Genomic DNA, 22511 nt, shown 5'->3' with positions numbered 1-22511 from the left:
CGGGCCGCCGCGGGCTGGGCGGCGGAGCCCTCCCGGTCCGTCAGCTTCCGAAGACCTGGCGCGTGTAGGGGTTGGAGAAGCGCCGGTCCGGATCCAGCTCGTCCCGCAGCGCGAGGAAGTCGCCGAACCGCGGGTAGACCGTCTCCAGGTACGAGGCGTCACGGGTGTGGAGCTTGCCCCAGTGCGGGCGTCCCCCGGCCGCGGTCATCAGCTCCTCGACCCCCTGGAAGTACTCCTCGTGCGGGTCGCGGTGGAAGACGTGCACCGCGATGAAGGCGGTGCGCCGGCCGTACGCCATCGACAGCCAGGCGTCCTCCTCCGGCAGCAGGCGGACCTCGATCGGGAAGCTGATCCGCCAGCCCCGCTTCCCGAAGAGGGCCCGCAGGTCGCGCAGCACCGGGACGAGCTGCTCGCGCGGGACGGCGTACTCCTGCTCCTTGAAACGCACCGTGCGCGGGCTGGTGAACACCTTGTAGGAGGTGTCGCTGTAAGTACGCGCGCCCAGCGCCCTGGCCGATATCCCGTTCACCAACGGGGTCACCGCCGGGGCCCGGTGGGTGACCCTGTTGACGAGGCCGAACACCTTGTTGGACAGCAGCTCGTCGTCCAGCCAGTACTTGACCTTCGACAGCGGCTCCGGCGGGCCCTCGACCCGGTTGTTGCGCTTGGTCAGGCAACCCTCGGTGTGGGGGAACCAGTAGAACTCGAAGTGCTCGTTGCCCTCGTCGAACTCGTCCAGGCGGCCCATCACCTCGTCCCACCGCATCGGCTCCTCCCGCGCTCGCAGCACGAACGCCGGGACGGCGCGCCAGGTGATCGCGGTGACGACGCCGAGGGTGCCGAGGCCGGCGCGCGCCGCGTCGAACAGCTCGGGCCGCTCCTCGCGCGAGCAGGTCGTCACGGTGCCGTCGGCCAGGACCAGTTCGAGCGCGGCGACCTGCGAGACCAGCCCGGCGGCGTCGCGCCCCGTGCCGTGCGTGGCGGTCTGCAGCGCGCCCGCGACGGTCTGCTCCTGGATGTCGCCCATGTTGGCCAGCGCCAGCCCGTGCTCGTCCAGGATCCGGTTGAGCGCGTGCAGCGGGAGGCCCGCCTCGACGGTGACCAGGCCGGCGGCGGTGTCGACCGAGCGGACCGCGGTCAGCCCGCCCGGACGCAGCAGCACGCCCTCCGCCACGGCCGCCGCGGTGAACGAATGGCCGGTGCCGGTCATCCGCACCGTCCGGCCCTCGGCGGCGGCGGCGCGGACGGCGGCGGCCACTTCGGCGGTGGTGCGGGGGGACGTCACGCGTTGCGGCGCGGCGTGCTGGTTCCCCGCCCAGTTCCGCCACGAATGCGTGCTGCTGGGGGACATGGCAGGACTCTACTCGGACCTCGATCGCGAGGAAAGTTCATGTTTGCTGCGGCCGCGGACGGCCGCCGGAGGACATCACCCTGGCCCCGGCGACCCCCAGGGCCGCCGCCACCAGCGCCGCCGCCAGCGGCACCAGGAACGCCGCCTGGGACCCGTGCGCGTCGATGATCCGCCCCGCCGTCGAGGAACCGGCCGCCACCCCGATGCTGACCGAGGTCGACATCAGCGCCAGCCCCTCGGTGAGCTGGCGCGGCGGCACGAGCCGTTCGACCAGCCCGTACCCCGGGATGATCGTGGGCGAGATCGCCAGGCCGGAGAAGAAGACCACCGCCATCATCAGCCACAGGTTCCCGACCAGGGTGGGCGGCACCATCGCCGCGGCCAGCACGCCCAGCCCGACCAGGAACCGCCGGTCCAGCGGCGCGTGCCAGTGCCGCGCCCCGTACCAGAGCGCCGCGGCGCCGCTGCCCAGCGCGTAGCAGCCGAGCAGCACCCCGGCCAGCGCCTTGTGCCCCTCCTCGTCGGCGAACGCGACGGCGCTGACGTCGATCGCGCCGAAGACCATCCCGAGCAGCAGGAACACCGGTGTCATCACCCGTACCGCCGGGGTGGAGAGCACCCCGCCCCGCGTACCCGGGACCGGCGGCACCGGCGGCGGTTCGGTGCCGCGCTGGGCGGCCAGGGCCAGGCAGCCCACCAGGGTCAGCGCCGTGGCCGCGACCAGCCCCGCCGCCGGATGGACCCCCGTGCACAGCACCGTGACGATGATCGGCCCGGACACGAAGACCGCCTCGTCCACCACCGACTCGAACGAGAACGCCGTGTGCAGCCGCGCCGGGCTGTCCCGCAGCGCGTACGACCAGCGGGCCCGGACCCAGGCGCCCAGCGACAGCTGCGTCAGCCCCGCCATGGCCGCGGCGGCGAAGAGCGTCCAGAGCGGCAGGCCGAACTCGGCGCACATGATCAGCGCGGCGAAGCTCACCGTGTTGGCCAGCACCACCGGGACGAGCACGCGCCGCTGCCCGTGGCGGTCGGCGTAACGCGCGCTCAGCGGCGAGCCGACCGCGTAGGTGAGGGACAGGGTCGCGGCCACCGCGCCGGCGATACCGTACGATCCGGTGACCGCGGACACCAGCAGGACGACGCCGATGCCGACCATGGACATCGACATGCGCCCCACGGAGCCCGCGAGCACGAAGGGGCGGGCGCCGGGAACGGTCAGCAGTTCCCGGTACGGACTGGACACTCCGCGCTCTCCCTCCACCCCGGGAGACCCTGTCCGCCCCCGGCCACCACGCTCGACACCGACCTCAAGATCACGCTACGAATCCCGCCACAGCGACTCTCGTTGGGAATGGATGTGACTCCTCCTCCTTCACGACCGCGCGCCCACGGCCCCCACGACGGCGTGCCGGACGGCGACGGCGTGCCGGCAAACGACGGCCCCCGCGAACCGCGAGGCGGAGGCGCGAGGGCGGAAGGGCGGCGGCCCGCGAAGGCCGACCCGGCCGCGTCCACGAAGCGGCCGGGGAAGGCGGATCATCCCGAACGGCCCGAGAAGTCTAAGCAGCCCGGTCAACCGATTAAGCACCGGGCGTCCGGGCGGGACGCCGCGGCTCCGCGGCAGGCCCGCGCGAAGGGGCCGCGCCGGGCCGTCGCCGGCATCGCGCTGCTGACGGCGGGCAGCCTCGCCGGGGGCGTGTACGCGGCGGTGACCGCCGAGGACGAGCGGGCACGGCGCGCCGGCCCCGAGCGCGACGGCCCGCGCCCCGGCGCCCCGGGCGGACCGGGCGGACCGGGCGGCCCCGTGACCAACGTCGCCACCGGCGGCCAGGTCGCGCCGCTGCGCCGGGTGGTGCCCCCGGACGTCCTGGCGGTGGGCGCGGGACCGATCAGCCAGGCCCGGATCCAGCGGATCGCCAAGCTCGGCCGGGTCCGCGACGTGATCGCCGTCGCGGGCGGCGCCGTGCAGCTCCAGGGCCGTTCGGTGAACGCCCTGGCCGTCGACCCGTCCACGTTCCGGTCCTGGACGCCGCCGGCCACCGCCAGGGCGAACGACCTGTGGGCCGCGCTGGCCGCCGACCGGTTCGTGGTGTCCAGCGCCGCGGCGGAGCAACTGCGGCTCAGCAAAGGGTTCCCGTACCCGGTGGTGGGCCGGACGATGCCGAACCTCATGATGGGGGGCTCGGGCGCGCTCGGCCTGCCGGGCATCGACATGCTGCTCCACCGGAAGACCGGCTCCTCCATCGGCCTCGTCCCCAACATCGCCGTGCTCGTCAACGCCCCCGGCGTCGCCCCGGCCACCACCGCGAAGGCGGTCGGCAGGATCCTCGGGCCGGGCGCCAACGTGGTGAACCTGCACGAGCAGCGTTTCCAGTCACCCGCGAACGGCAGCTACCTCGACCTCTACAAGAACGCGGCGAAGTCCTGCCCCGGCCTGTCCTGGACGGTGCTCGCGGCCATCGGCCAGGTCGAGAGCGACCACGGCCGCAACGCGGGCCGGTCCAGCGCCGGGGCCCTCGGCCCGATGCAGTTCATGCCCGCCACCTGGAAGTCGTACGGGGTGGACGGCGACGGCGACGGCAAGGCCGACATCATGAACCCCTACGACGCGATCCCGGCCGCCGCCCGCTACCTCTGCGACCACGGCGCGGCAGGCGGCGGCAGGCGGCTCTACAAGGCGGTCTGGCACTACAACCACGCCGACTGGTACGTACAGAAGGTCCTGAACCTGGCCCGGGCGTACCAGGCCCGCTTCCGCTGACCGCGGCTTGCCCGCCGACCCGCCGACCAGCCGACCGCCGACCGCGGGCCCGGCCGCGCGGGCGCGCGGGCGCGCGGGCCGTGGCGGTTAGAGGATGCCGGGATGCTCCTGATTGGATGGAGCCATGAGTGGAGTGAGCACGTACGACGCGTTGCTCCTGGTGTCTTTCGGCGGCCCGGAGGGGCCCGGTGACGTCATGCCGTTCCTGGAGAACGTCACCCGCGGGCGCGGCATCCCGCGCGAACGCCTTGAGGCGGTGGGGGACCACTACCACCTCTTCGGAGGGGTCAGCCCGATCAACCGGCAGTGCCGGGAGCTGAAGGCCGCCATCGAGGCCGACTTCGCCGCGCACGGGGTGGACCTGCCCGTGTACTGGGGCAACCGTAACTGGGACCCGTACCTCACCGGCACCGTACGGCGCATGAAGGACGACGGGATCCGGCGGGCGGCGGCCTTCGTCACCTCCGCCTACAGCGGGTACTCCTGCAGCGACCAGTACGTGGAGGACATCGAGCGGGCACGGGCGGAGGTCCCGGGCGCTCCGGAGATCGACAAGCTGCCGGTGTACTGCCTGCGGCCCGGGTTCGTGGACCCGTTCACGGACGCGGCCCGCGAGGCGCTGGAGAGCCTGCCGGAGGCCGCCCGGCACCTGGTCTTCACCGCGCACAGCGTCCCCCTGTCCCAGGCGGGCCGCGTGGACTACGTCGCCGAGCTGGAGCAGGTCGCGCAGCGGGTCGCCGAACGCACCGCGCCCGGCGTCCCGTGGTCGCTGGTCTACCAGAGCCGCAGCGGGCCGCCCTCCCAGCCCTGGCTGGAGCCGGACGTCTGCGACCACCTGGAGGAGCTGCGCGCCAAGGGCGTGACGGCGGTGGCGGTGGTGCCGATCGGGTTCGTGTCCGACCACATGGAGGTCAAGTACGACCTCGACGTCGAGGCCGCCGAACGCGCCGCCGAGCTGGGCCTCGACTACGTCCGCGCGGCCACGCCCCACACCGACCCGCGCTTCGTCGCGCTGGCACGCGAGCTGCTGCTCGAACGCTGATCAACCGCAGGACCCGGGCCGCGGAGGACGCCGCGGCACCGGCACCGAAGAGCCGAACATGGGGGACGTTGCATGAGCCTGCCCGAAGACCTGCTCGAGCTGGCGGTGGCCACCGCCCGGGAGGCCGGCCGGATGCTGGTCGACAAGCGCCCGGCCGGGGGACCGGACGTGGTGCAGACCAAGTCGAGCCCGACCGACGTGGTCACCCAGATGGACCGGGCGGCCGAGCGCCTGATCATCGAGCGGATCCGGGCGGCCCGTCCCGGCGACGGCTTCCTGGGCGAGGAGGGCGGCACCCACGACGGGGACAGCGACGTCCGCTGGGTGATCGACCCCATCGACGGCACCGTGAACTACCTCTACGACCTGCCCGACTGGGCGGTCAGCATCGCCGCCGAGGTGAACGGGGTGACCGTCGCCGGGGCGGTCGAGATGCCCCGGCGGGGCGAGACCTGCACCGCCGTGCGGGGCGGCGGCGCCCTCCTGCACGACGGCACCGGGACGCGCGAGCTGCGCTGCAACACCGGCGTGCCGCTGAACCGGGCGCTCGTGGCCACCGGGTTCGGGTACGCGGCCGAGCGCCGCGCCCACCAGGCCCGCGTCCTCACCGGCGTGCTGCCCAACGTCCGGGACATCCGGCGCGGCGGGTCGTGCTGCGTGGACCTGTGCTCGCTGGCCGCGGGCCGGGTCGACGCCTACTACGAGCGCGGCGTCCAGGCGTGGGACATCGCGGCGGGGGCCCTCATCGTCCAGGAGGCGGGCGGGCGGGTGGAGGGGCTCGGCGGGGCCGCGCCCGGGCCCGAACTCACCATCGCCGGCGGCCCGGGGGTCTTCGAGGCGCTCCACGACCTGCTGGCGCCTCTCGACCCGGCGCGCGACTGAGACCCGGCCCTCGGGGCACCACTGGCTCGGGCACCACGGTCTCGGGCACCACTCGCTCGGGCACCACGGGGCGGCCGTCGCGGACATCGGGCCGTCGCGGCCGCCCCGTGGATCTGTTCCTCTCAGTCGCAGCGGGGCGGTTCGATGCCGATGTCGTGGTTCGCTGCGATCCGGCGCAGTTCCTTGATCTCCTCCTGGCGGATGTCGGCCAGGTAGATGTCGCCGTCGGCGTGGGCGTGGCGCAGCGACTCGTACGCGTCGTCGAGTCGCTGCCGGATCGTACGTGACAGCTCGCCCATGGGCCTCCCTCCGGATCAGACCCTCCCTACCCACACCTACGCTGAAGATAAACCTGTTTCTTCACGGTGTCGTGACGATGATTTTCCGTTGACATCGCGGTGCGGCGCGAGGCCCTTCCGGGCCGGGCCGGTGACCGTGGGCTCCGGCACAGGAGGGCTTACGGGCGTCTTACGGGCGCCATGACATACCTGGATCATGGACGGTCCCCGCGCCGGGCGGCGGGCGTCCGTAGTGAGGGGGACGCAGTGCGTGTTCTAGTCGTCGAGGACGAGCGGGTGCTCGCCGACGCGATCGCCACCGGCCTGCGCCGCCAGGCGCTGGCGGTGGACGTGGCCTACGACGGCGCGGGCGCGCTGGAGCGGGCGAGCGTCAACGACTACGACGTCATCGTCCTCGATCGCGACCTGCCCCGGGTGCACGGCGACGACGTCTGCAAGCAGCTGGTGACCCAGCGCTACCCCGCGCGGATCATCATGCTCACGGCGGCCGGCGAGCTGGACGACAAGGTGGAGGGCCTGTCCATCGGGGCCGACGATTACCTGGCCAAGCCGTTCGCCTTCGCCGAGCTGATCGCCCGGGTGCGCGCGCTGGGCCGCCGCGCCGCCGCGCCGCTGCCGCCGGTGCTGGAGCGCGCCGGGATCACCCTGGACCCGGCCCGCCGGGAGGTGGCCCGCGACGGCCGTGCGATCGAGCTGACCCGCAAGGAGTTCGCGGTACTGGAGGTGCTGCTGAGCGCCGACGGCGCGGTGGTCAGCTCCGAGCAACTGCTGGAGAAGGCATGGGACGAGCACATCGACCCGTTCACCAACGTGGTCCGGGTCACGATGATGACCTTGCGCAAGAAGCTGGGGGAACCGCCCGTGATCGAGACGGTGCCGGGCGTGGGATACCGCCTGTGACCTCCGAATCCCGTCCGGGCGGTACCGGCCCGGCCAGTGCCGCCAGGACTCCCGACCCGCAACAGGAAGGCCCCGCTCCGGAGGGAGCCGCGCCGGAGGGGGCCCCGCCGGGCGGAACCCCGCAGAACGGTTCCCCACCGAACGGGACCCCGGCGAACGGGACCCCGGCGAACGGGACCCCGCAGAACGGTTCCGCGCCCGCCGGGCCCGCGCCCGCGGGAGGCGGGTACCCGCCCACCTCGCCCACCGCGCCGCAGGCCGGTGCCACGCCGCCCGCGGGGGCGGCGGCGTGGCCCCACCAGGGCGCCTGGACGGCCGGCAAGGCGGGGAACGGCCCGCGCGGCGGCGCGTCGCTCCGTTCGGACCTGCGCGCGCTGCCCAGCCGCGTCAGCGTGCGGCTGAGGCTCACGGTGCTGTACGGGCTGCTGTTCTTCATGGCCGGTGCCCTGCTGCTCTTCGTGACCTACCTGCTGGTGGGCGACATCCTCGACCGGGTCTTCCCGAACGGCTACATCATCTACACGCCCAACGGGCCTCTCGACCCCGCGGCGCTCAAGGCGCTCACGATGAAGGAGCTGGTCGGCCGGTCGCTGGTGGCGCTGGCCGTGGTCGGGGTCCTGGCGCTGATGCTGGGCTACTTCGTGGCCGACCGCGCGCTGAGCCCGCTGCAGCGGGTCACCACGACCGCGCGCCGCCTCTCGGAGAGCACCCTGCACGAGCGGATCGGGCTGGAGGGCCCCGACGACGAGATCAAGGAGCTGGCCGACACCTTCGACGCGATGCTGGAACGGCTCGCGCAGGCGTTCGACTCCCAGCGCCGGTTCGTCGCCAACGCCTCGCACGAGCTGCGCACGCCGCTGGCGATCAACCGGACGCTGCTGGAGGTCGCGCTGGGCGATCCGGAGGTGTCCGACGACCTGCGGACGGTCGGCCGCACGCTGCTGGCCACCAACGCCCGCCACGAACGGCTGATCGAGGGCCTGCTCCTGCTGGCCCGCAGCGAGCGGGAGCTGACCACCCACACGCCGGTGGACCTGGCCGAGGTCGCCGCCACCGTCCTGGAGAACGCGGCCCGCCGCGCCGGGGAGCGCGAGTACGAGCTCACCGTGCACCAGGAGCTGACGCCGGGGACCACGCTCGGTGACCCGGTGCTGCTGGAGCATCTGGTCTCCAACCTGGTGGACAACGCGATCAAGCACAACACCGACGGCGGCGAGGTCTGGATCCGCACGGGGATCCTGGAGGGGCTGCCGGCCGTCCAGGTGGAGAACACCGGGCCGGTGGTGCCCCACTACGAGGTGGACCGGCTCTTCGAGCCGTTCCGCAGGCTGAACTCCGACCGGGTCGAGTCGGCCAAGGGGGCCGGGCTGGGGCTGTCCATCGTGCGCTCGGTGGTGGTGGCCCATCGCGGGTCGGTGCACGCGGCCCCGCGTCAGGGCGGCGGCCTCGTCGTGACCGTACGGCTGCCGCTGAGCCCCGCCCCGGCCTGAGCGCCCGGCCTGAGCGCCCGGCCTGAGCGCCCGGCCTGAGCGCCCTGCCTGAACGTACCGGCCTGAACGCCGGCCTGAGCGGCCCGGCCCCCGCCCTGGCGGGGGCCGGGCCCGCCGTCACTTGAACGCGGCGGTGGAGAGCGTCGGGTCGCCCTGGTGGTCCATGCCGAGCCCGACGAGCTCGTCGCTGCGCAGCGCCGAGCTCGCCGTGTCCGTGACCGGGATGAGGGACATCTCGTCGAGCGCGATCTTCTCGGCCTCCCGCGTCCGCTGGAGCCGGGCGGCCTGGTCGGCCGTCCTGGGGATCTCGGCCAGGAGCTGGTCGAAGCGGCCGTTCCGCCAGCCGGAGAGGTTGGTCAGGTCGCTGCCGGCGGCGGCGTTCTGGCCGCTTCCCAGCAGGGACCTCAGCAGGTTGTGCGCGGAGGGGAAGTCCGCCTGCCAGGCGAAGGTGGCCAGCCCGGAGGCGTCCTTGGAGGTCACCTCCTTGGCGAACTTGACGTAGTCGAGGTCTGCGGACAGCCGCAGATCGACCGACCAGCCGAGGTTGCGTTCGAGCTGGGCCTTCACGAGCTGGGCCCAGCGGATGTGGGTGGGGACGTTGCGCACGTACAGCCGGACCCTGCTGCCGGGCCCGAGCTTGGCCGCCGAGGCCAGCCGCTTCGCCTCGGCGGGATCGGGCCGCCCGCAGGAGGGGCACTGCGACGGCGCCGTACCGGCGATCGACGCCGGGACGATGCCGCGCGCCGGTTGCAGCGCGCCCCCGTACAGCTGGTCGCTCAGGGCCTTCCGGTCGAGGGCGTGGGAGACGGCGAGCCTGGCCTCCTTCGTGCTCATCGGCCCCCGGGCGGTGATCGGGATCAGGAAGTTCAGGCCCTGGCCGGGCCGGGACAGCAGGCCCGGGTCGCCCCTGTACGCGCTGACGTTCATGGATTCGAGCGGCGCCCAGTGGTACCGCCCCGCCTTGTACCCGGTCGGGCCCTTGGCCGCCATGTCGTTGTCGAGGTCGATGACGACCCGGTCGAGTTTCGCCTTGCCGAAGGCCCAGGCGTCGTTGCGGACCAGCGTGATCGTGCTGCCCTTGACGTAGGAGTCGACCTTGAACGGGCCGTTGCCGATGGGCCGCTCGTTGTACACGGCGTCGTCCGGCGCGCCGGCGTTCGCGGGGACCGGGGACAGGATCGGGTCGGCCAGCCGCCGGTCGAACTCGCAGTCCGGGGAGGTCAGGTCGACGCTGAACCCGGTGCCGTACGAGCGCAGCCCGGACATGGTGGTGGAGCCCTTCGCCGAGCGGGCCTCCTGGAACCCCTTGACCTCGCCGATCAGGAGCGAGGCGATCCCGTCGAGGTCCTGCGCCGAGCGGACCCAGCCCCGGATGAACGACTCGGGCGTCACCCGCTCCCCGTTGCTGAACGTGGTGCCGCTCCGCAGGTCGATCTTCCAGCTGGTGCAGGTGGCGTCCGGAGTGATCTTGGAGGCCAGCCGGTTCCGGAGCGTCCCGGACGAGGTGAACTCCACCAGCCCGGTGAACAGCTGCTTGGCCACGATGCGCTCGGTGCCGAAGCCGGCGTTGGACGGGGAGAGCCCGCCGCCCTGGGCGACGGTGTCGGAGAGCGGCAGCCTGAGCTCGCCGCCCGTCCGCCCGGTCCCGCCCTTCCCGCCTCTGGAGGGCTCGTCGTCACCCTGGAGCTGCACGGCGATCACCGACCCGGTCAGCACGAGCGCCACGAGCGCCGCGCTGCCGACCCCGGCCAGGACGCCCAGACCCCGTTTCCGGGAGCCCCCGAACGGGCCGGTCTTGACCGGAGGCGACGTGGTGCCGGGCCATGTGCCGGGCGGGGCCCACTGCTGCGGCGGCTGTGTGGGCTGCTGCTGGTACGGGTGCTGCTGCGGGAACGCCGGTGCCCATGGCGCGTTCGGCTGCTGGTACGGCGGCGCCGCGTACGCCTCGGGGGAGGGGACGGCGGGCTGGGGCGTGGGGGAGACGCCTTGGGACGGGGAGACCAGGCGGATGCCGGTGTGCGTGGCGGCGGCCTCGGCTCCCTGGTTGAGCATCGCCTCCGACCGCGCCTCGGGGGTCTGGGTCTCCGGCCTGCCGTCCGGTGCCTGGGGGAGGCTCCCGGCGAGGTTCAGCAGGTGGATGAGGACCTGCTGGGAGGAGGGCCGGTGCGACGCCTGCTTGTTGAGGCACGCCTGGACCAGGCCCCGCAGCGGCTCGTTCAGCGTGCCCAGGTCCGGGGGGAGGTTCAGGATGCGGTGCATGACCGCGGGGATGGAGTCGCGCCCGAACGGCGCCCGCCCGGAGGCCGCGAACGCCATCGTGGAACCCCAGGCGAAGATGTCGGCCTGCGGGCCGATGGGGCCGCCGACGATCTGCTCGGGGGCCATGTAGGCGGGCGTGCCCACGGCCGTGCTGGACATCGTCCCGGTGGCGTCCAGCGCGCGGGCGATGCCGAAGTCGATGACGCGCGGGCCGTCGGGGGCGAGCAGCACGTTGGCGGGCTTGAAGTCGCGGTGCACCACGCCCGCCTCGTGGATCGCGGCGAGCGCGGTGACGGTGCCGATCGCGAGCCGGTCCAGATCGGCGCCGGACCGCGGCCCCTCGGCGGCCAGCACGTCCGACAGCGGGGGCCCGTCGATGTACTCGCTGACGATGTAGGGGCGGTCGCCCTCGACGTCGGCGTCCAGGATGGGGGCGGTGCAGAAGGCCGCGACCCGCCGGGCGACCTCCAGTTCGGCGGCGAACCGCGCCCGTGCCCGCGCGTCGCCGCTGAGCCGGGCGTGCAGCAGCTTGACCGCGACCTTCCGCCCGGTCGCCTGGCCACCGCCCGCGGTCTCGTCCGCGGTCTCGTCCGCGGTCTCGTCCGCGGCCTCGTCCGTGGTCTCGTCCGGCGGGGACTCCTCGCCGAGATAGACCGAGCCCTGGCCGCCCTCTCCGAGCAGGCCGAGCAGCCGGTACGGCCCCAGACGTTCGGGATCACCTGGCCGGAGCGGGGTGATCTCGGGCATCGCTCTCCTCGGGCCGGGTGGTTCGGGGGGAAAGTGGCGGTGACCCGGCGCGCGGGCGCCGGGTCACCGTCGACGAACGCGGCTCAGCTCTTGCTCACCGTGCCGAAGGCGGCGGCGGAGGTCTCGGACCGGCTCTGCCGCCACTCCCACCGCATGCTGTTGCCGGTGAAGCTGCGGAAGGTCACGTACCCGGCCGCGCAGTTGGTCGCGGACTGCCCCGACAGCGGCGTCTCCTGGTACTCGGCCCGGCCGCTGGCCTCGCTGCCCGACAGCAGCGACAGCCTCGTCATGCAGGTGGGCGAGCTGGTGTAGGTGTAGGTGGCCGTGCCGATGGTGCCCACCATCGAGAACCGCGTCTGGAACGACGTCCGGCCCGTTCCCGCGCTGGGCTGGAAGCCGGTGCCGCGGTAGACGCCGATGACGCCCCGGCTCGTGCTCGTGGTCGGCGGCGTGTAGGAGTAGGTGTACGACGGCGTCGGGAACGGATCGGGGTCGTCGTCGCCACCGCTGGCGGCGACCACGACCACCACGACGACGATCAGCAGCACCGCCAGCACCGCGCAGCCGATACCGGCCAGGACCGGCCCGTTGGACGAGGACCGCTGAGGGGGCGGCCCCGGGTACGGGGGCCGCGGCCCGGGAGGCGGCCCGCCCTGGTGCATGGGCATGGGCATGGGCGGCGGCGTGTTGGGCTGCCCCTGGTAGGGCTGGCCCTGGTACATCGGCATGGGCGGCGGGGTGATGGGCTGCGGCGGCGGCGTGTGCGGCCCGGGCTGCCCCTGGTGCATCGGCATCGGGGGCGGGGTGATGGGCTGCGGCGGCGGCGTGTGCTGGGGCGCCGGCGGCACCCGCGGCGGCGCCGGCATCTGCGCGGCGATCCGGGTGCCCTGGTTGAGCAGGTCCTCCTGCCCGGCGGACGGGTTGGCCGGAGCCGCGCCGACATGCCCGAGCAGGTTCAGCAGCAGCTGGGCCGCCGGCGGGCGCAGGCCCGCGTCCTTGGACAGGCAGCGGCCGATCAGGTCGCGCAGCGGCCCGGCGGGCAGCGCCGACAGGTCCGGCTCCTCGTTGAGGATCCGGTTGATGATCACGGGCAGGGTGTCGGCCTCGAACGGCGACTGCCCGGTGCCGGCGAACACCATGGTCGCGGCCCAGGCGAAGATGTCCACCGCGGGGGTGAGCGGCGCCCCGGTCAACTGCTCGGGGGCCAGGTAGCCGGGGGTGCCGACGACCATCCCGGTCGCGGTGACCGCGCTCTCCTGGGAGTTGACCGTACGGGCGATGCCGAAGTCGACCACCCGCGGCCCGTCCGACGCCAGCATGACGTTGTTGGGCTTGAAGTCGCGGTGGACGATCCCGGCCTCGTGGATCGCGGCGAGCGCGGTCACCGTGCCGATCGCCAGCCGCTCCAGCTCGGCGGCGCCGAGCGGGCCGTTGTGGGCGACCACGTCGTGCAGCGACGGGCCGTCGATGAACTCGCTGACGACGTACGGCTGGTCGCCGTGCACGTCGGCCTCCAGCACCCGGGCGGTGCAGAACGGCTCGACCTTCTGCGCGGCCGCCACCTCCCGGGTGAACCGGGCGCGCGCGGCCGGGTCGTTGGCCATCTGGGCGTGCAGCAGCTTGACGGCGACGTACTGGCCGCCGGGCGCCCTGCCGAGGAAGACCGCGCCCTGCCCGCCCGCGCCGAGCCGCCCGACGACCTCGTACTGACCCAACGCCCGGGGATCGCCTGGCTCCAGCGGAGCGGCATCCGGCATTCTGACCCTCCCGTGACCCGCAGTGACATGCCGCGCGACCCTTCGAAGTCCCGCGTGGTGGTGGTGTCCGGCCGCCCCCAACGGCCGCCCTCTCGTAAACCGGGCCATCCGTGCTCGGGGGCCCGTTTACTCCAACCTCAGGCGGGCACGATATCGCGTTACTTCTGACGTTTCACCGCGCTGTCCGGTTCGCAGTGGGCCCAACCGATCCCGGCCGATGGCCGGGCACGGCCGGGTCGGCGCGCGCAAGGCCCTCCGGACCGATATGATCCCGCCGCCGCGGGATGCCCCGGTGGGCGTCTCGGCCCAGATCAACGTCGTGACGGCCGTTCTGGGGTGTGATGTACGACACAGGCCGGAGGGGGGATTCGGGTGATGGGTGTCACCACTGGGGTTCGTCGCGCCTCGTGTGTCGCACGCCACCGCCCGTGACAGAATTTCCCGCCCGGATCGGGCACAAGAACGGCCCCCCGTGCGTTAGATCCGCGCGACGGGGCGCATAAAGCACTGAGGGGGATGGAGATAGAAGATGGCGACCGACTACGACAGCCCACGCAAGACGGATGACGACCTCAGCGAGGACAGCCTCCAGGAGTTGCAGGCGCGTCGTGCCGACAAGTCCGCGAGCATCATCGACGAGGACCTGGACGCCGGCGAGGTGGCCGAGCTGCCGGGCGCCGATCTGTCGAACGAGGAGCTGACCTTCCGGGTCGTGCCGCGCCAGGCCGACGAGTTCACCTGCACGCGCTGCTTCCTGGTGCACCACCGCAGCCAGCTGGCCACCGAGAAGAACGGCCAGCCGGTCTGCCGCGAGTGCGCCGCCTGAGCGGCGGCCGGTGATGACACGGCACGGCGCGCGCCGGGAGCCGGGGACGTCCGTCCGCCGGCGCCGGGCGCGGGCACGGACCGGGAGCGGCCGGTGACGGGAGACCTCGAACGCGGCGAAGACCGCGAAACCGGGAGCGACCTCGGGCCCGAGACCGGGCCCGAGACACGTTCCGGGGAAGGACGCGAACCCGGCCTTCCGCCGGAGGGCCCGGTGAGCTCCGCCGAGATCGGCGAGCTCATCGGCCGGCTCTCCGGCGACGAGGCCATGGACCGTGAGACCCGCGGTCGCCTGCTCGGGCGGCTGACCCGGCTCCTGAGCCGGCACGCACGCTCGGCGGGCGCCGCGGGCCTCGCGCGTGGACGCTGGCTGGCCGATCTGATGATCGCCGTGGCGCCGCACATCCAGATCCGGGACGTGCGGACGCTGAGCGAGCACCACCACGGCCTGACCGGCGAGCAGCTGGCCGACAGCGTGGTCCGGGTGGCCAGCAACGCCACCACCGCGGTCGGCGCGGCCGGCGGCGCGCTGGCCGCGGCGGAGTTCGCCGCGCCGCCGCTGCTGCTCACCGCGCCCGCGCAGCTGGCCGCCGAGACCCTGGTCGTGGCGGCCATCGAGGTCAAGATGATCGCGGAGCTGCACGAGGTGTACGGGGTGCGCGTCGACGGCTCGGGCACGACCCGGGGCGCGGCCTTCCTCACGTCCTGGGCCAGGCAGCGGGGCATCAACCCCCTGGAGGCCGGATCGTTCACCAGCGCGCTGGGCTCGGCGGCCAAGTCGGCCCTGCGCAAACGGCTGCTGCGCACGCTGGGGCGCAGCATGAGCACGCTCGGGCCGTTCCTGACCGGCGCCGCCGCCGGCGCCGTGCTCAACCGCACCGCGACCAAGAGCCTCGCCGCCGCCGTCCGCAAGGACCTGACCACCGGTCTCGCGACCCCCGCGCCCCTGCCCGGCCCCTACCCGCGCCTGGACCCGGGCCCGCGCCGCCCGCCGTCCTGAGCACGAGCACGTCCCTCCCGGAGAAACTCCCGCCCCCGGCCACGACACCGCCCCCGTCGACGGCCCGTACACCCGTCAACCGTGAACGCCCGGCACGACCATCGCCCCGTCCCGGCGCCGATCCCGTCCGCTGCCCTCAGGCGAACTCCAGCTCGCCGGCGACCGCGTCACGCCCGGCCAGCCACATGCCCAGCGCCTCGCGCGTTCCGCGGGCCTCCGCCTTCCCGGCGCCGGGCAGCGCGAACGGCCGGCCCCCGTCGGTGGGCACCAGCCGGTGGCGCAGCACCCGCTGGTTGAGCCACAGGCTCAGCTGGGCGCCCTCGCGGAAGACGGCGCGGCCCACGGCGTCCGGCACCGCCCGTTCCCGGCCCAGCCCCCGGAGGACGTCCTGGTGGTGCACGCTGACGTCGCCGAACATGATCAACGCGCCCAGCCGGCTGGTGACGCTCGGCCTGGCCGCCCACTGCCGGGCCCACTCCATCAGGCGGTCGCGGGAGAGGCGGCGGGTCCGGTCGACCAGCGCCTGGTTGGCGGCGTCCAGGCCGGGGCCGTGCTCCAGGTAGCCGCCGAGGTAGTCCGTGCCGATGACATGCCCGAGGACGTCACGGGGCGCCCACCCGGCGCACAGGGTGGGGCCGGAGTCGAACTCCTCGTCGGAGAGGGACTCGAGGGTCTCGATGAGGCGGAGGCGTTCGGCGCGGAGCTCTTTCTCGAACGGCAGCGCGACCTTGTCCAGGGGGAGCATCGTGGTCGGTCCCTTCGTGTCACCGGGACCGACCACGATACGCAGCGCCCGCCGGACCGGGAACTGGACCCCCCGTCCAATGGGAGGGGCCGTTCCGGGAAGGCGGGCGGATCAGACCTCGACCTTGAGATGCGAGGGCAGCTCGCCGGTCCCCTTGGCCCACTGCTTGGCCGCCGCCCGGGTGGCCAGCAGCCGGGCCACCTCCATGCCGATGCCCATCACCACGACCCAGGCGACCGCCTCGCCCAGCGCGACGTCCGGAGACTCGGGGTTGGTCGGCGGCTCCTTGCCGGTGCTCTTCTTCCAGGCGAGCGCGATCGTCTTCTTGGCGACGAAACCGCCCGCGAAGGCCGCGGCCCCGGCCATCACCTTCCAGCCGAGATCGCCTCTGTCCGCCATGATCGTCCTTCCGTCGTCCACGTGTCACCGACGCTACCGGACCCGGCCCGTCCCCGATGACCATCGCCATGCCGAGCCGTGCCCGCCGGCGCCGCGCTTAATCGGAGCGGAGCCGGTCGCGCTGTAAATACCATGGGCGGCATGACGGATCGGCCGCGTACACCCGAAGTCCCCGCCAAGCCCTCGCTGGACGGCCTAGAGGAGAAATGGGCCCGCCGCTGGGACGAGGACGGCGTATACCGGTTCGACCGCACCCGGCCCCGCGCCGAGGTCTTCTCCATCGACACCCCGCCGCCCACCGTCAGCGGATCGCTGCACGTCGGCCACGTCTTCTCCTACACCCACACCGACCTGGTGGCGCGCTACCAGCGGATGCGCGGCCGTACCGTCTTCTACCCGATGGGCTGGGACGACAACGGCCTGCCGACCGAACGCCGCGTGCAGAACTTCTTCGGCGTCCGCTGCGACCCGTCCCTGCCCTACGACCCGTCGTTCGAGCCGCCGGCCGAGCCCGACCCGCGGCGGCAGATCCCGGTCAGCCGCCGCAACTTCATCGAGCTGTGCGAACGGCTCACCGAGGTCGACGAGCAGGCGTTCGAGGAGATGTGGCGGCGGGTCGGCCTGTCGGTCGACTGGAGCCTGCTCTACACCACGATCGGGGCCGCCTCGCGGGCCGCCTCGCAGCGCGCGTTCCTGCGCAACCTGGCCCGCGGCGAGGCGTACGGCGCGGAGGCGCCCACGCTGTGGGACGTCACCTTCCGCACCGCCGTCGCCCAGGCCGAGCTGGAGGACCGCGACCACCCGGGCGCCTTCTACAAGCTCCGCTTCACGGGGACGGCCCCGCACCGGCCCGTCTACATCGAGACGACCCGGCCCGAGCTGCTGCCCGCCTGCGTCGCGCTGGTCGCCCACCCCGACGACGAGCGCTACCGGGAGCTGATCGGCGAGACCGTCCGCACGCCGCTGTTCGGCGTCGAGGTCCCGATCGTGGCGCACCGGCTGGCCGAGCCCGGCAAGGGCACCGGCATCGCGATGATCTGCACGTTCGGCGACGTCACCGACGTCACCTGGTGGCGCGAGCTGGACCTGCCCACCCGGCCGGTCATCGGCTGGGACGGCCGGCTGGCCCCCGCGCCGCCCCCCGGAGTGCCCGCCCGTCCCTACGACGAGCTGGCCGGCAGGACCGTCTTCTCGGCCCGCGAACGCGTCGTGGAACTGCTGCGGGAATCCGGCGACCTGGACGGCGAGCCCCGGAAGATCACCCGGCCGGTCAAGTTCTACGAGCGGGGCAACCGGCCGCTGGAGATCGTCACGACCCGGCAGTGGTACATCCGCAACGGCGGGCGCGACCGCGACCTGCGCGACCGCCTCCTGGAACGCGGCCGGGAACTGGTCTGGCACCCCTCGTACATGCGGGGCCGGTACGACAACTGGGTCGAGGGCCTCAACGGCGACTGGCTGATCTCGCGCCAGCGCTTCTTCGGCGTGCCGATCCCGGTCTGGTACCCGCTCGACGACGCCGGCGACCCCCGCTACGACGCCCCGATCGTCCCGTCCGAGGACGCCCTCCCGGTCGACCCGTCCTCCGAGCCCCCGCCTGGGTACACCGAGGACCAGCGCGGCAAGCCCCGCGGCTTCGCCGGCGACCCCGACGTCATGGACACCTGGGCGACCTCCTCGCTCAGCCCCCAGATCGCGGGCGGCTGGGAACGCGACCCGGCCCTGTTCGCCCGCGTCTTCCCCTATGACCTGCGCCCGCAGGCCCACGACATCATCCGTACCTGGCTGTTCTCCACGGTCGTCCGCGCCCATCTGGAGCACGGCACGCTGCCCTGGAAGGCCACCGCGCTGTCGGGCTGGATCCTCGACCCCGACCGCAAGAAGATGTCGAAGTCCAAGGGCAACGTCGTCACCCCGATCGGCCTGCTGAAGGACTACGGCTCCGACGCCGTCCGCTACTGGTCGGCCAGCGGCAGGCCCGGCACCGACACCGCGTTCGACACCGGCCAGATCAAGGTGGGCCGCCGGCTGGCCATCAAGATCCTGAACGCCTCCAAGTTCGTCCTGGGCCTCGGCGAGGCCGGGGACGCCCGCGTCACCGAGCCCCTCGACCTGTCGATGCTGGCCGCCCTGAGTGCCCTGGTCGACGAGGCCACGGAGGCGTTCGAGGGTTACGACTACACCCGCGCCCTCGAACGCACCGAACGGTTCTTCTGGGAGTTCTGCGACGACTACCTGGAACTGGTCAAGGCCCGCGCGTACGGTGACGGCCCCGAGGCCCACTCCGCCCGCGCCGCGCTGCGCACCGCCCTGTCGGTGCTGCTCCGCCTGTTCGCGCCCGTGCTCCCGTTCGTCACCGAGGAGGTCTGGTCCTGGTGGCGCGAGGGGTCGGTGCACCGCGCCGCCTGGCCGCTGTCCTCCGACCTCCCCGCCGGAGGCGACCCCGCCGTGCTCGACGCCACCGCCGAGGCGCTGCGCCAGATCCGCAAGGCCAAGTCCGAGGCGAAGGCGTCGATGCGCGCGGAGGTGTCGCACGCCGCCGTCCGCGGGTCCGCGACCGCCAGCATCGCCCGTCCCGACCTGGTGGCCGCGGGCCGGATCGCCGACCTGAGCCTGGAGGACACCCCCGGCGACCTCTCCGTCACCGTGACGCTGGCCCCCACCGCCTGACCGACCCCGGCCACGCCCCGGCCCCAGCGGTGGCGGCCGGGGTGTGGCCGGGGGCAAGACGGGTGGGTCAGTCGAAGAGTTCGTGGACGCTGTCGGCGGTGACGGCTCGTTCGATCCAGGTTTCGAGTTGGGCGGCGTCGGTGCAGTTCCGGATCCGTTCGGCCGTTTCGTCCTCGACCTCGATCCCGCGGGCCTTGAGGACCCTTAGCAGTGCGTTGGCCTCGCCCTCCAGCTTGCCCTCGCTGAAGTAGCCACGGGCGAACTCGCTTTTGTACTCGTAGGTTCCGGCAGACATCAAGCCCTCCAGATAGGTTCGGGCAGCCTCAGAGAGCGCCACGAATACCAGGTCATAGTATCGATTCCTGTACGCAGGGTCGATGGAGGTCAGCACGTGCAGGACCGCCTCCAGCACCTGCTCGCCGCCGGGGCCGTTGCCGTGGGCGATGGCCGACAGGACGGCCATCTCCGGATCGCGGGTCGCCTGCTGGACGTCGGTGATGGCCGGGATCTGGTCCGGCCCCAGGACGAGGGGATGCAGGTCCCAGCGGGGGTGGCCGATCCGGATGGGCTTCGTCGACCAGCGGGCGGTGCCTCTGTCGGGGCAGACGACCAGCAGCACCGTCGGGCACTTCAGCCGCGCGTGGAGGGTGGTCAGGTAGACCGGCCAGCTCCGGCGTTTGTCGGCGTCGCGGGATCGCTGGACCTCGACGATCACGGCGAGGGCCGGATCGGGCGCCTCCAGGACGACGGCGACGTCGGCGCGGTACTCGGTGGGTGCCCATTCGGTGAGATCGCCGCATTCGAGGCGGGCCGTGGCGTTGTCGGGGACGGGCACGCCGAAGAGGTCGTTTAAGACTTTGGGGGCCAATTCGGGCGTGCCGCGGAAGAGTTCGGTCAAGACTTCGTGTTCACTTCCTGGCATGCGGAAGACACTAGTAGTGATCATTTGAATGCGCAGGGTGATTCGAAAATCTGAGCGAAGATGTCGATCCGAATGACATTCGGTTTTGGGCGCGCTAGCGTAAGTGTCTACTGATCGCACCCGTTCCGGAGGAGCCGCCCTGTGACGGATCTGGACGAGTACGGGCGCCGTGCCCGTGCCTGGCTCGACGCCCACGCCCGCGACCTGCCCCGCGAAGCCGATCTCCAGACCGCCCGCGCCTTCATGGCCGAGCTGTACGACGCCGGCTACTCGGGCATCACCTGGCCCGCCGAGTACGGCGGCCAGGGCCTGTCCGCGGCCGAGGAGCGCGTCTTCCAGGAGGCGGCGCGGGACGCGACGATGCCGGTCGGGCCGTTCGGCATCGGCCTGGGCATGTGCGGGCCGACGCTGCTGTCGATCGGCACCGAGGAGCAGAAGAGGCGCTACGTGCGGCCGCTGCTGCGCGGGGAGGAGATCTGGTGCCAGCTGTTCTCCGAGCCCGGTGCCGGGTCGGACGTGGCCTCGCTGCAGACCCGTGCCGTGCGGGACGGTGACGCCTGGGTGGTCAACGGGCAGAAGGTGTGGACCTCGGTGGGCCGGCAGGCCGACTTCGGCCTGCTCATCGCGCGGACGGACCCGGACGTGCCCAAGCACCGCGGCATCACGATGTTCATCGTCGACATGCACGACCCCGGCGTCACGGTGCGCCCGCTGCGCGACATGACCGGGCAGTCGCACTTCAACGAGATCTTCTTCGACGACGTGCGGATCGCCCCCGACCAGGTGGTGGGGGAGGTGAACGGCGGATGGGCGGCGGCGGTCACCACCCTGCTGCACGAGCGGGTCTCGATCGGCATGGGCGCGACCCGGACCGAGCGGCCCACCTCGTTCGCCGCCATGTCCGAGGCGGCCCGTTCGCGGGGCCTGCTGGAGGACGCCGCGGTCCGTGACCAGCTCGTCGACCTCTACGTGCGGGAACGGGCGCTGGACCTGTTCAACGCCCGGCTCTCCCAGGAGGTCAGGGCGGGGATCCAGCCCGGCGCCCGGGGCTCGGTCGCCAAGCTGCTGCTGGCCGAGCTGCTCATGAACGGCGCCGACGTGGCGAGCGAGATCCTCGGTCCCGACGCGGTCGCCTACGAGGACGGCGAGGGCGTCGTCGCGCGGGCGCTGTCCTTCGCCCCCGGCATGGCGCTGGGCGGCGGGACGAACGAGATCATGCGCAACATCATCGGCGACCGGGTGCTGGGCCTGCCCCGCGAGCCCCAGGTGGACCGTACGGTCCCGTTCCGCGACCTCAAGGTCGGCACCCAGGTGAAGGAGGCGGGGGCGTGAAGCTGATCCTCGACGCCGAGCAGAAGGAACTGGCGGAGTCGGTCCGGGAGTTCCTGGCCGGCACCGCGCCGATGGCGCGGGTGCGCGAGATCGCCGAGTCCGGCGAGCCGTACGACGGGCGCGTGTGGGAGCGGATGGCGGGCGAGCTGGGCCTGGCGGGGCTGGCGGTCCCCGAGGAGTACGGGGGGTCTGGGGCCGGGCACGCCGAGGTGGCCGTGGTCCTGGAGCAGCTGGGCGCCGCGCTCACGCCCTCGCCGTACTTCGCCTCGGCGGTGCTGGCGGCCAACGTGCTGCTGCTCTCCGGGGACGAGGAGGCGGCCAAGACCTACCTCCCCGGGATCGCGGCGGGGACCCTGGTCGCCACGTTCGCCGTGCCGGCGGGGCCCGGTCCGGTGGCGCGCGGCGAGGTGCTGGACGGTTCCGTTCCGCACGTGCTGAACGGCGCGGACGCCGGCCTGATCCTGGTCGCGGCGGACGGTGCGGGCGGCCGGGGACTGTACGCGGTGGAGCCCGGCGCGCCGGGGCTCACCCGGACGCCGCTGACCACGCTGGACCTGACCCGGCCCGAGGCCCGCCTGGAGTTCGCGGGCACCCCGGCGCGCCGGATCGGGCCCGCCGACGCCGGCGAGGCGATCGCGCGCACCCTGGACCTGGCCGCGGTGGCGCTGGCGGCCGAGCAGCTGGGCGGGCTGCGCCGCTGCCTGGACACGATCGTGGAGTACGCCAAGCTCCGCGTGCAGTTCGGCCGGTTCGTCGGGTCGTTCCAGGGCGTCAAGCACAAGCTCGCCGACATGCACTGCACGCTGGAGCAGGCCGAGTCCGTCGTCCGGTACGCGGCGTGGGCCGCCGACGAGAGCCCCGGGGAGCTTCCCGTCGCGGCGGCGCTGGCCCAGTCGTACCTCGGCCGCGCCTACTTCCAGGTGGCCAAGGACCACCTGCTCCTGCACGGGGGCATCGGGTTCACCTGGGAGCACGACGCCCACCTCTACTACAAGCGGGCGAAGGGCTCCCAGCTCCTGCTGGGGTCGCCCCGGAGTCACCGGGCCGACCTCGCCGAGCGGCTCGGCCTCCTGGCGTGACCGCGCGGACCCCGGCGGGCCGCCCGCCGGGGTCCCGTGCCGTTCGGT

Annotated in this window: 18 protein-coding genes; 10 read left to right on the top strand and 8 right to left on the bottom strand. The window is 73.2% G+C overall.

The window, feature by feature from the left end; genetic code table 11:
• Positions 1–40: 40 nt before the first annotated feature.
• The gene (locus tag IW256_RS26395) at positions 41–1351 is read right to left on the bottom strand and encodes a D-arabinono-1,4-lactone oxidase (RefSeq protein ID WP_197013524.1); all 1311 of its coding nucleotides are present in this window, start codon (positions 1349–1351) and stop codon (positions 41–43) included.
• Positions 1352–1388: 37 nt separating this feature from the next.
• A complete protein-coding gene (locus IW256_RS26390; protein ID WP_197013523.1) occupies positions 1389–2597 on the bottom strand; it encodes an MFS transporter in 1209 nt (402 codons plus the stop codon).
• A gap of 180 nt (positions 2598–2777) precedes the next feature.
• Here IW256_RS26390 and IW256_RS42365 point away from each other — a divergent pair, with 180 nt between their 5' ends.
• The 3 genes from IW256_RS42365 to IW256_RS26375 all read left to right on the top strand — a co-directional run bounded on the left by IW256_RS42365 (position 2778) and on the right by IW256_RS26375 (position 6039).
• Positions 2778–4115: a lytic transglycosylase domain-containing protein gene (locus IW256_RS42365; protein WP_307829096.1), complete on the top strand. Its 1338-nt coding sequence runs from the start codon at positions 2778–2780 to the stop codon at positions 4113–4115.
• A 133-nt stretch (positions 4116–4248) separates the two neighbouring features.
• Positions 4249–5157 (top strand): ferrochelatase, encoded by a 909-nt coding sequence (locus IW256_RS26380; RefSeq protein ID WP_197013521.1) that lies wholly within the window; start codon positions 4249–4251, stop codon positions 5155–5157.
• A gap of 72 nt (positions 5158–5229) precedes the next feature.
• Complete coding sequence (locus tag IW256_RS26375) at positions 5230–6039, top strand: inositol monophosphatase family protein (protein WP_197013520.1); 810 nt, start codon at positions 5230–5232, stop codon at positions 6037–6039.
• Between the two features lie 122 nt (positions 6040–6161).
• Here the strand turns inward: IW256_RS26375 and IW256_RS26370 are convergent, their stop codons facing one another.
• A complete protein-coding gene (locus IW256_RS26370) occupies positions 6162–6338 on the bottom strand; it encodes a hypothetical protein (protein ID WP_197013519.1) in 177 nt (58 codons plus the stop codon).
• Positions 6339–6584: 246 nt separating this feature from the next.
• On the opposite strand from IW256_RS26370, the gene IW256_RS26365 reads away from it, so the two are divergent.
• Positions 6585–7238, top strand: coding sequence for a response regulator transcription factor (locus IW256_RS26365; RefSeq protein ID WP_197013518.1), 654 nt, complete (start codon positions 6585–6587; stop codon positions 7236–7238).
• Positions 7235–8728 (top strand): sensor histidine kinase, encoded by a 1494-nt coding sequence (locus IW256_RS26360; RefSeq protein WP_307829095.1) that lies wholly within the window; start codon positions 7235–7237, stop codon positions 8726–8728. Before IW256_RS26365 ends, IW256_RS26360 begins: the two co-directional genes overlap by 4 nt.
• Before the next feature lie 117 nt (positions 8729–8845).
• Here the strand turns inward: IW256_RS26360 and IW256_RS26355 are convergent, their stop codons facing one another.
• Positions 8846–11734, bottom strand: coding sequence for an ABC transporter substrate-binding protein (locus tag IW256_RS26355; protein ID WP_197013517.1), 2889 nt, complete (start codon positions 11732–11734; stop codon positions 8846–8848).
• 83 nt (positions 11735–11817) lie between these two features.
• Positions 11818–13491: a serine/threonine-protein kinase gene (locus tag IW256_RS26350; protein ID WP_197013516.1), complete on the bottom strand. Its 1674-nt coding sequence runs from the start codon at positions 13489–13491 to the stop codon at positions 11818–11820.
• 529 nt (positions 13492–14020) lie between these two features.
• Here IW256_RS26350 and IW256_RS26345 point away from each other — a divergent pair.
• Both IW256_RS26345 and IW256_RS26340 read left to right on the top strand, forming a co-directional pair.
• The gene (locus IW256_RS26345; RefSeq protein ID WP_197013515.1) at positions 14021–14317 is read left to right on the top strand and encodes a DUF4193 domain-containing protein; all 297 of its coding nucleotides are present in this window, start codon (positions 14021–14023) and stop codon (positions 14315–14317) included.
• Positions 14318–14530: 213 nt separating this feature from the next.
• Complete coding sequence (locus tag IW256_RS26340) at positions 14531–15316, top strand: hypothetical protein (RefSeq protein ID WP_420535423.1); 786 nt, start codon at positions 14531–14533, stop codon at positions 15314–15316.
• A gap of 136 nt (positions 15317–15452) precedes the next feature.
• On the opposite strand, the gene IW256_RS26335 is transcribed toward IW256_RS26340, so the two are convergent.
• Together IW256_RS26335 and IW256_RS26330 are read right to left on the bottom strand one after the other, a co-directional pair.
• On the bottom strand, positions 15453–16061 hold the full coding sequence (locus IW256_RS26335; protein WP_197013514.1) for a maleylpyruvate isomerase family mycothiol-dependent enzyme: 609 nt from the start codon (positions 16059–16061) through the stop codon (positions 15453–15455).
• Positions 16062–16172: 111 nt separating this feature from the next.
• On the bottom strand, positions 16173–16460 hold the full coding sequence (locus tag IW256_RS26330) for a DUF4235 domain-containing protein (RefSeq protein WP_197013513.1): 288 nt from the start codon (positions 16458–16460) through the stop codon (positions 16173–16175).
• Positions 16461–16601: 141 nt separating this feature from the next.
• Between IW256_RS26330 and valS the strand changes: the two genes are divergently transcribed.
• Positions 16602–19130, top strand: a complete 2529-nt coding sequence (gene valS, locus IW256_RS26325) for a valine--tRNA ligase (protein ID WP_197013512.1) — start codon at positions 16602–16604, stop codon at positions 19128–19130.
• A 67-nt stretch (positions 19131–19197) separates the two neighbouring features.
• On the opposite strand, the gene IW256_RS26320 is transcribed toward valS, so the two are convergent.
• Complete coding sequence (locus tag IW256_RS26320) at positions 19198–20028, bottom strand: DEAD/DEAH box helicase family protein (RefSeq protein WP_197013511.1); 831 nt, start codon at positions 20026–20028, stop codon at positions 19198–19200.
• A gap of 165 nt (positions 20029–20193) precedes the next feature.
• Here IW256_RS26320 and IW256_RS26315 point away from each other — a divergent pair, with 165 nt between their 5' ends.
• Together IW256_RS26315 and IW256_RS26310 are read left to right on the top strand one after the other, a co-directional pair.
• Positions 20194–21384 carry an acyl-CoA dehydrogenase family protein gene (locus tag IW256_RS26315; protein WP_197013510.1) on the top strand — a complete coding sequence of 397 codons (1191 nt, stop codon included), beginning with the start codon at positions 20194–20196 and terminating at the stop codon, positions 21382–21384.
• Complete coding sequence (locus IW256_RS26310; protein ID WP_197013509.1) at positions 21381–22463, top strand: acyl-CoA dehydrogenase family protein; 1083 nt, start codon at positions 21381–21383, stop codon at positions 22461–22463. The genes IW256_RS26315 and IW256_RS26310 overlap by 4 nt, the downstream gene beginning before the upstream one ends.
• Positions 22464–22511: the final 48 nt, after the last annotated feature.

The sequence above is a fragment of the Actinomadura viridis genome (assembly GCF_015751755.1).
In the GTDB taxonomy this organism is placed as follows: Bacteria; Actinomycetota; Actinomycetes; order Streptosporangiales; family Streptosporangiaceae; genus Spirillospora; species Spirillospora viridis.
This window is presented reverse-complemented; position numbering and strand designations above follow the sequence as displayed.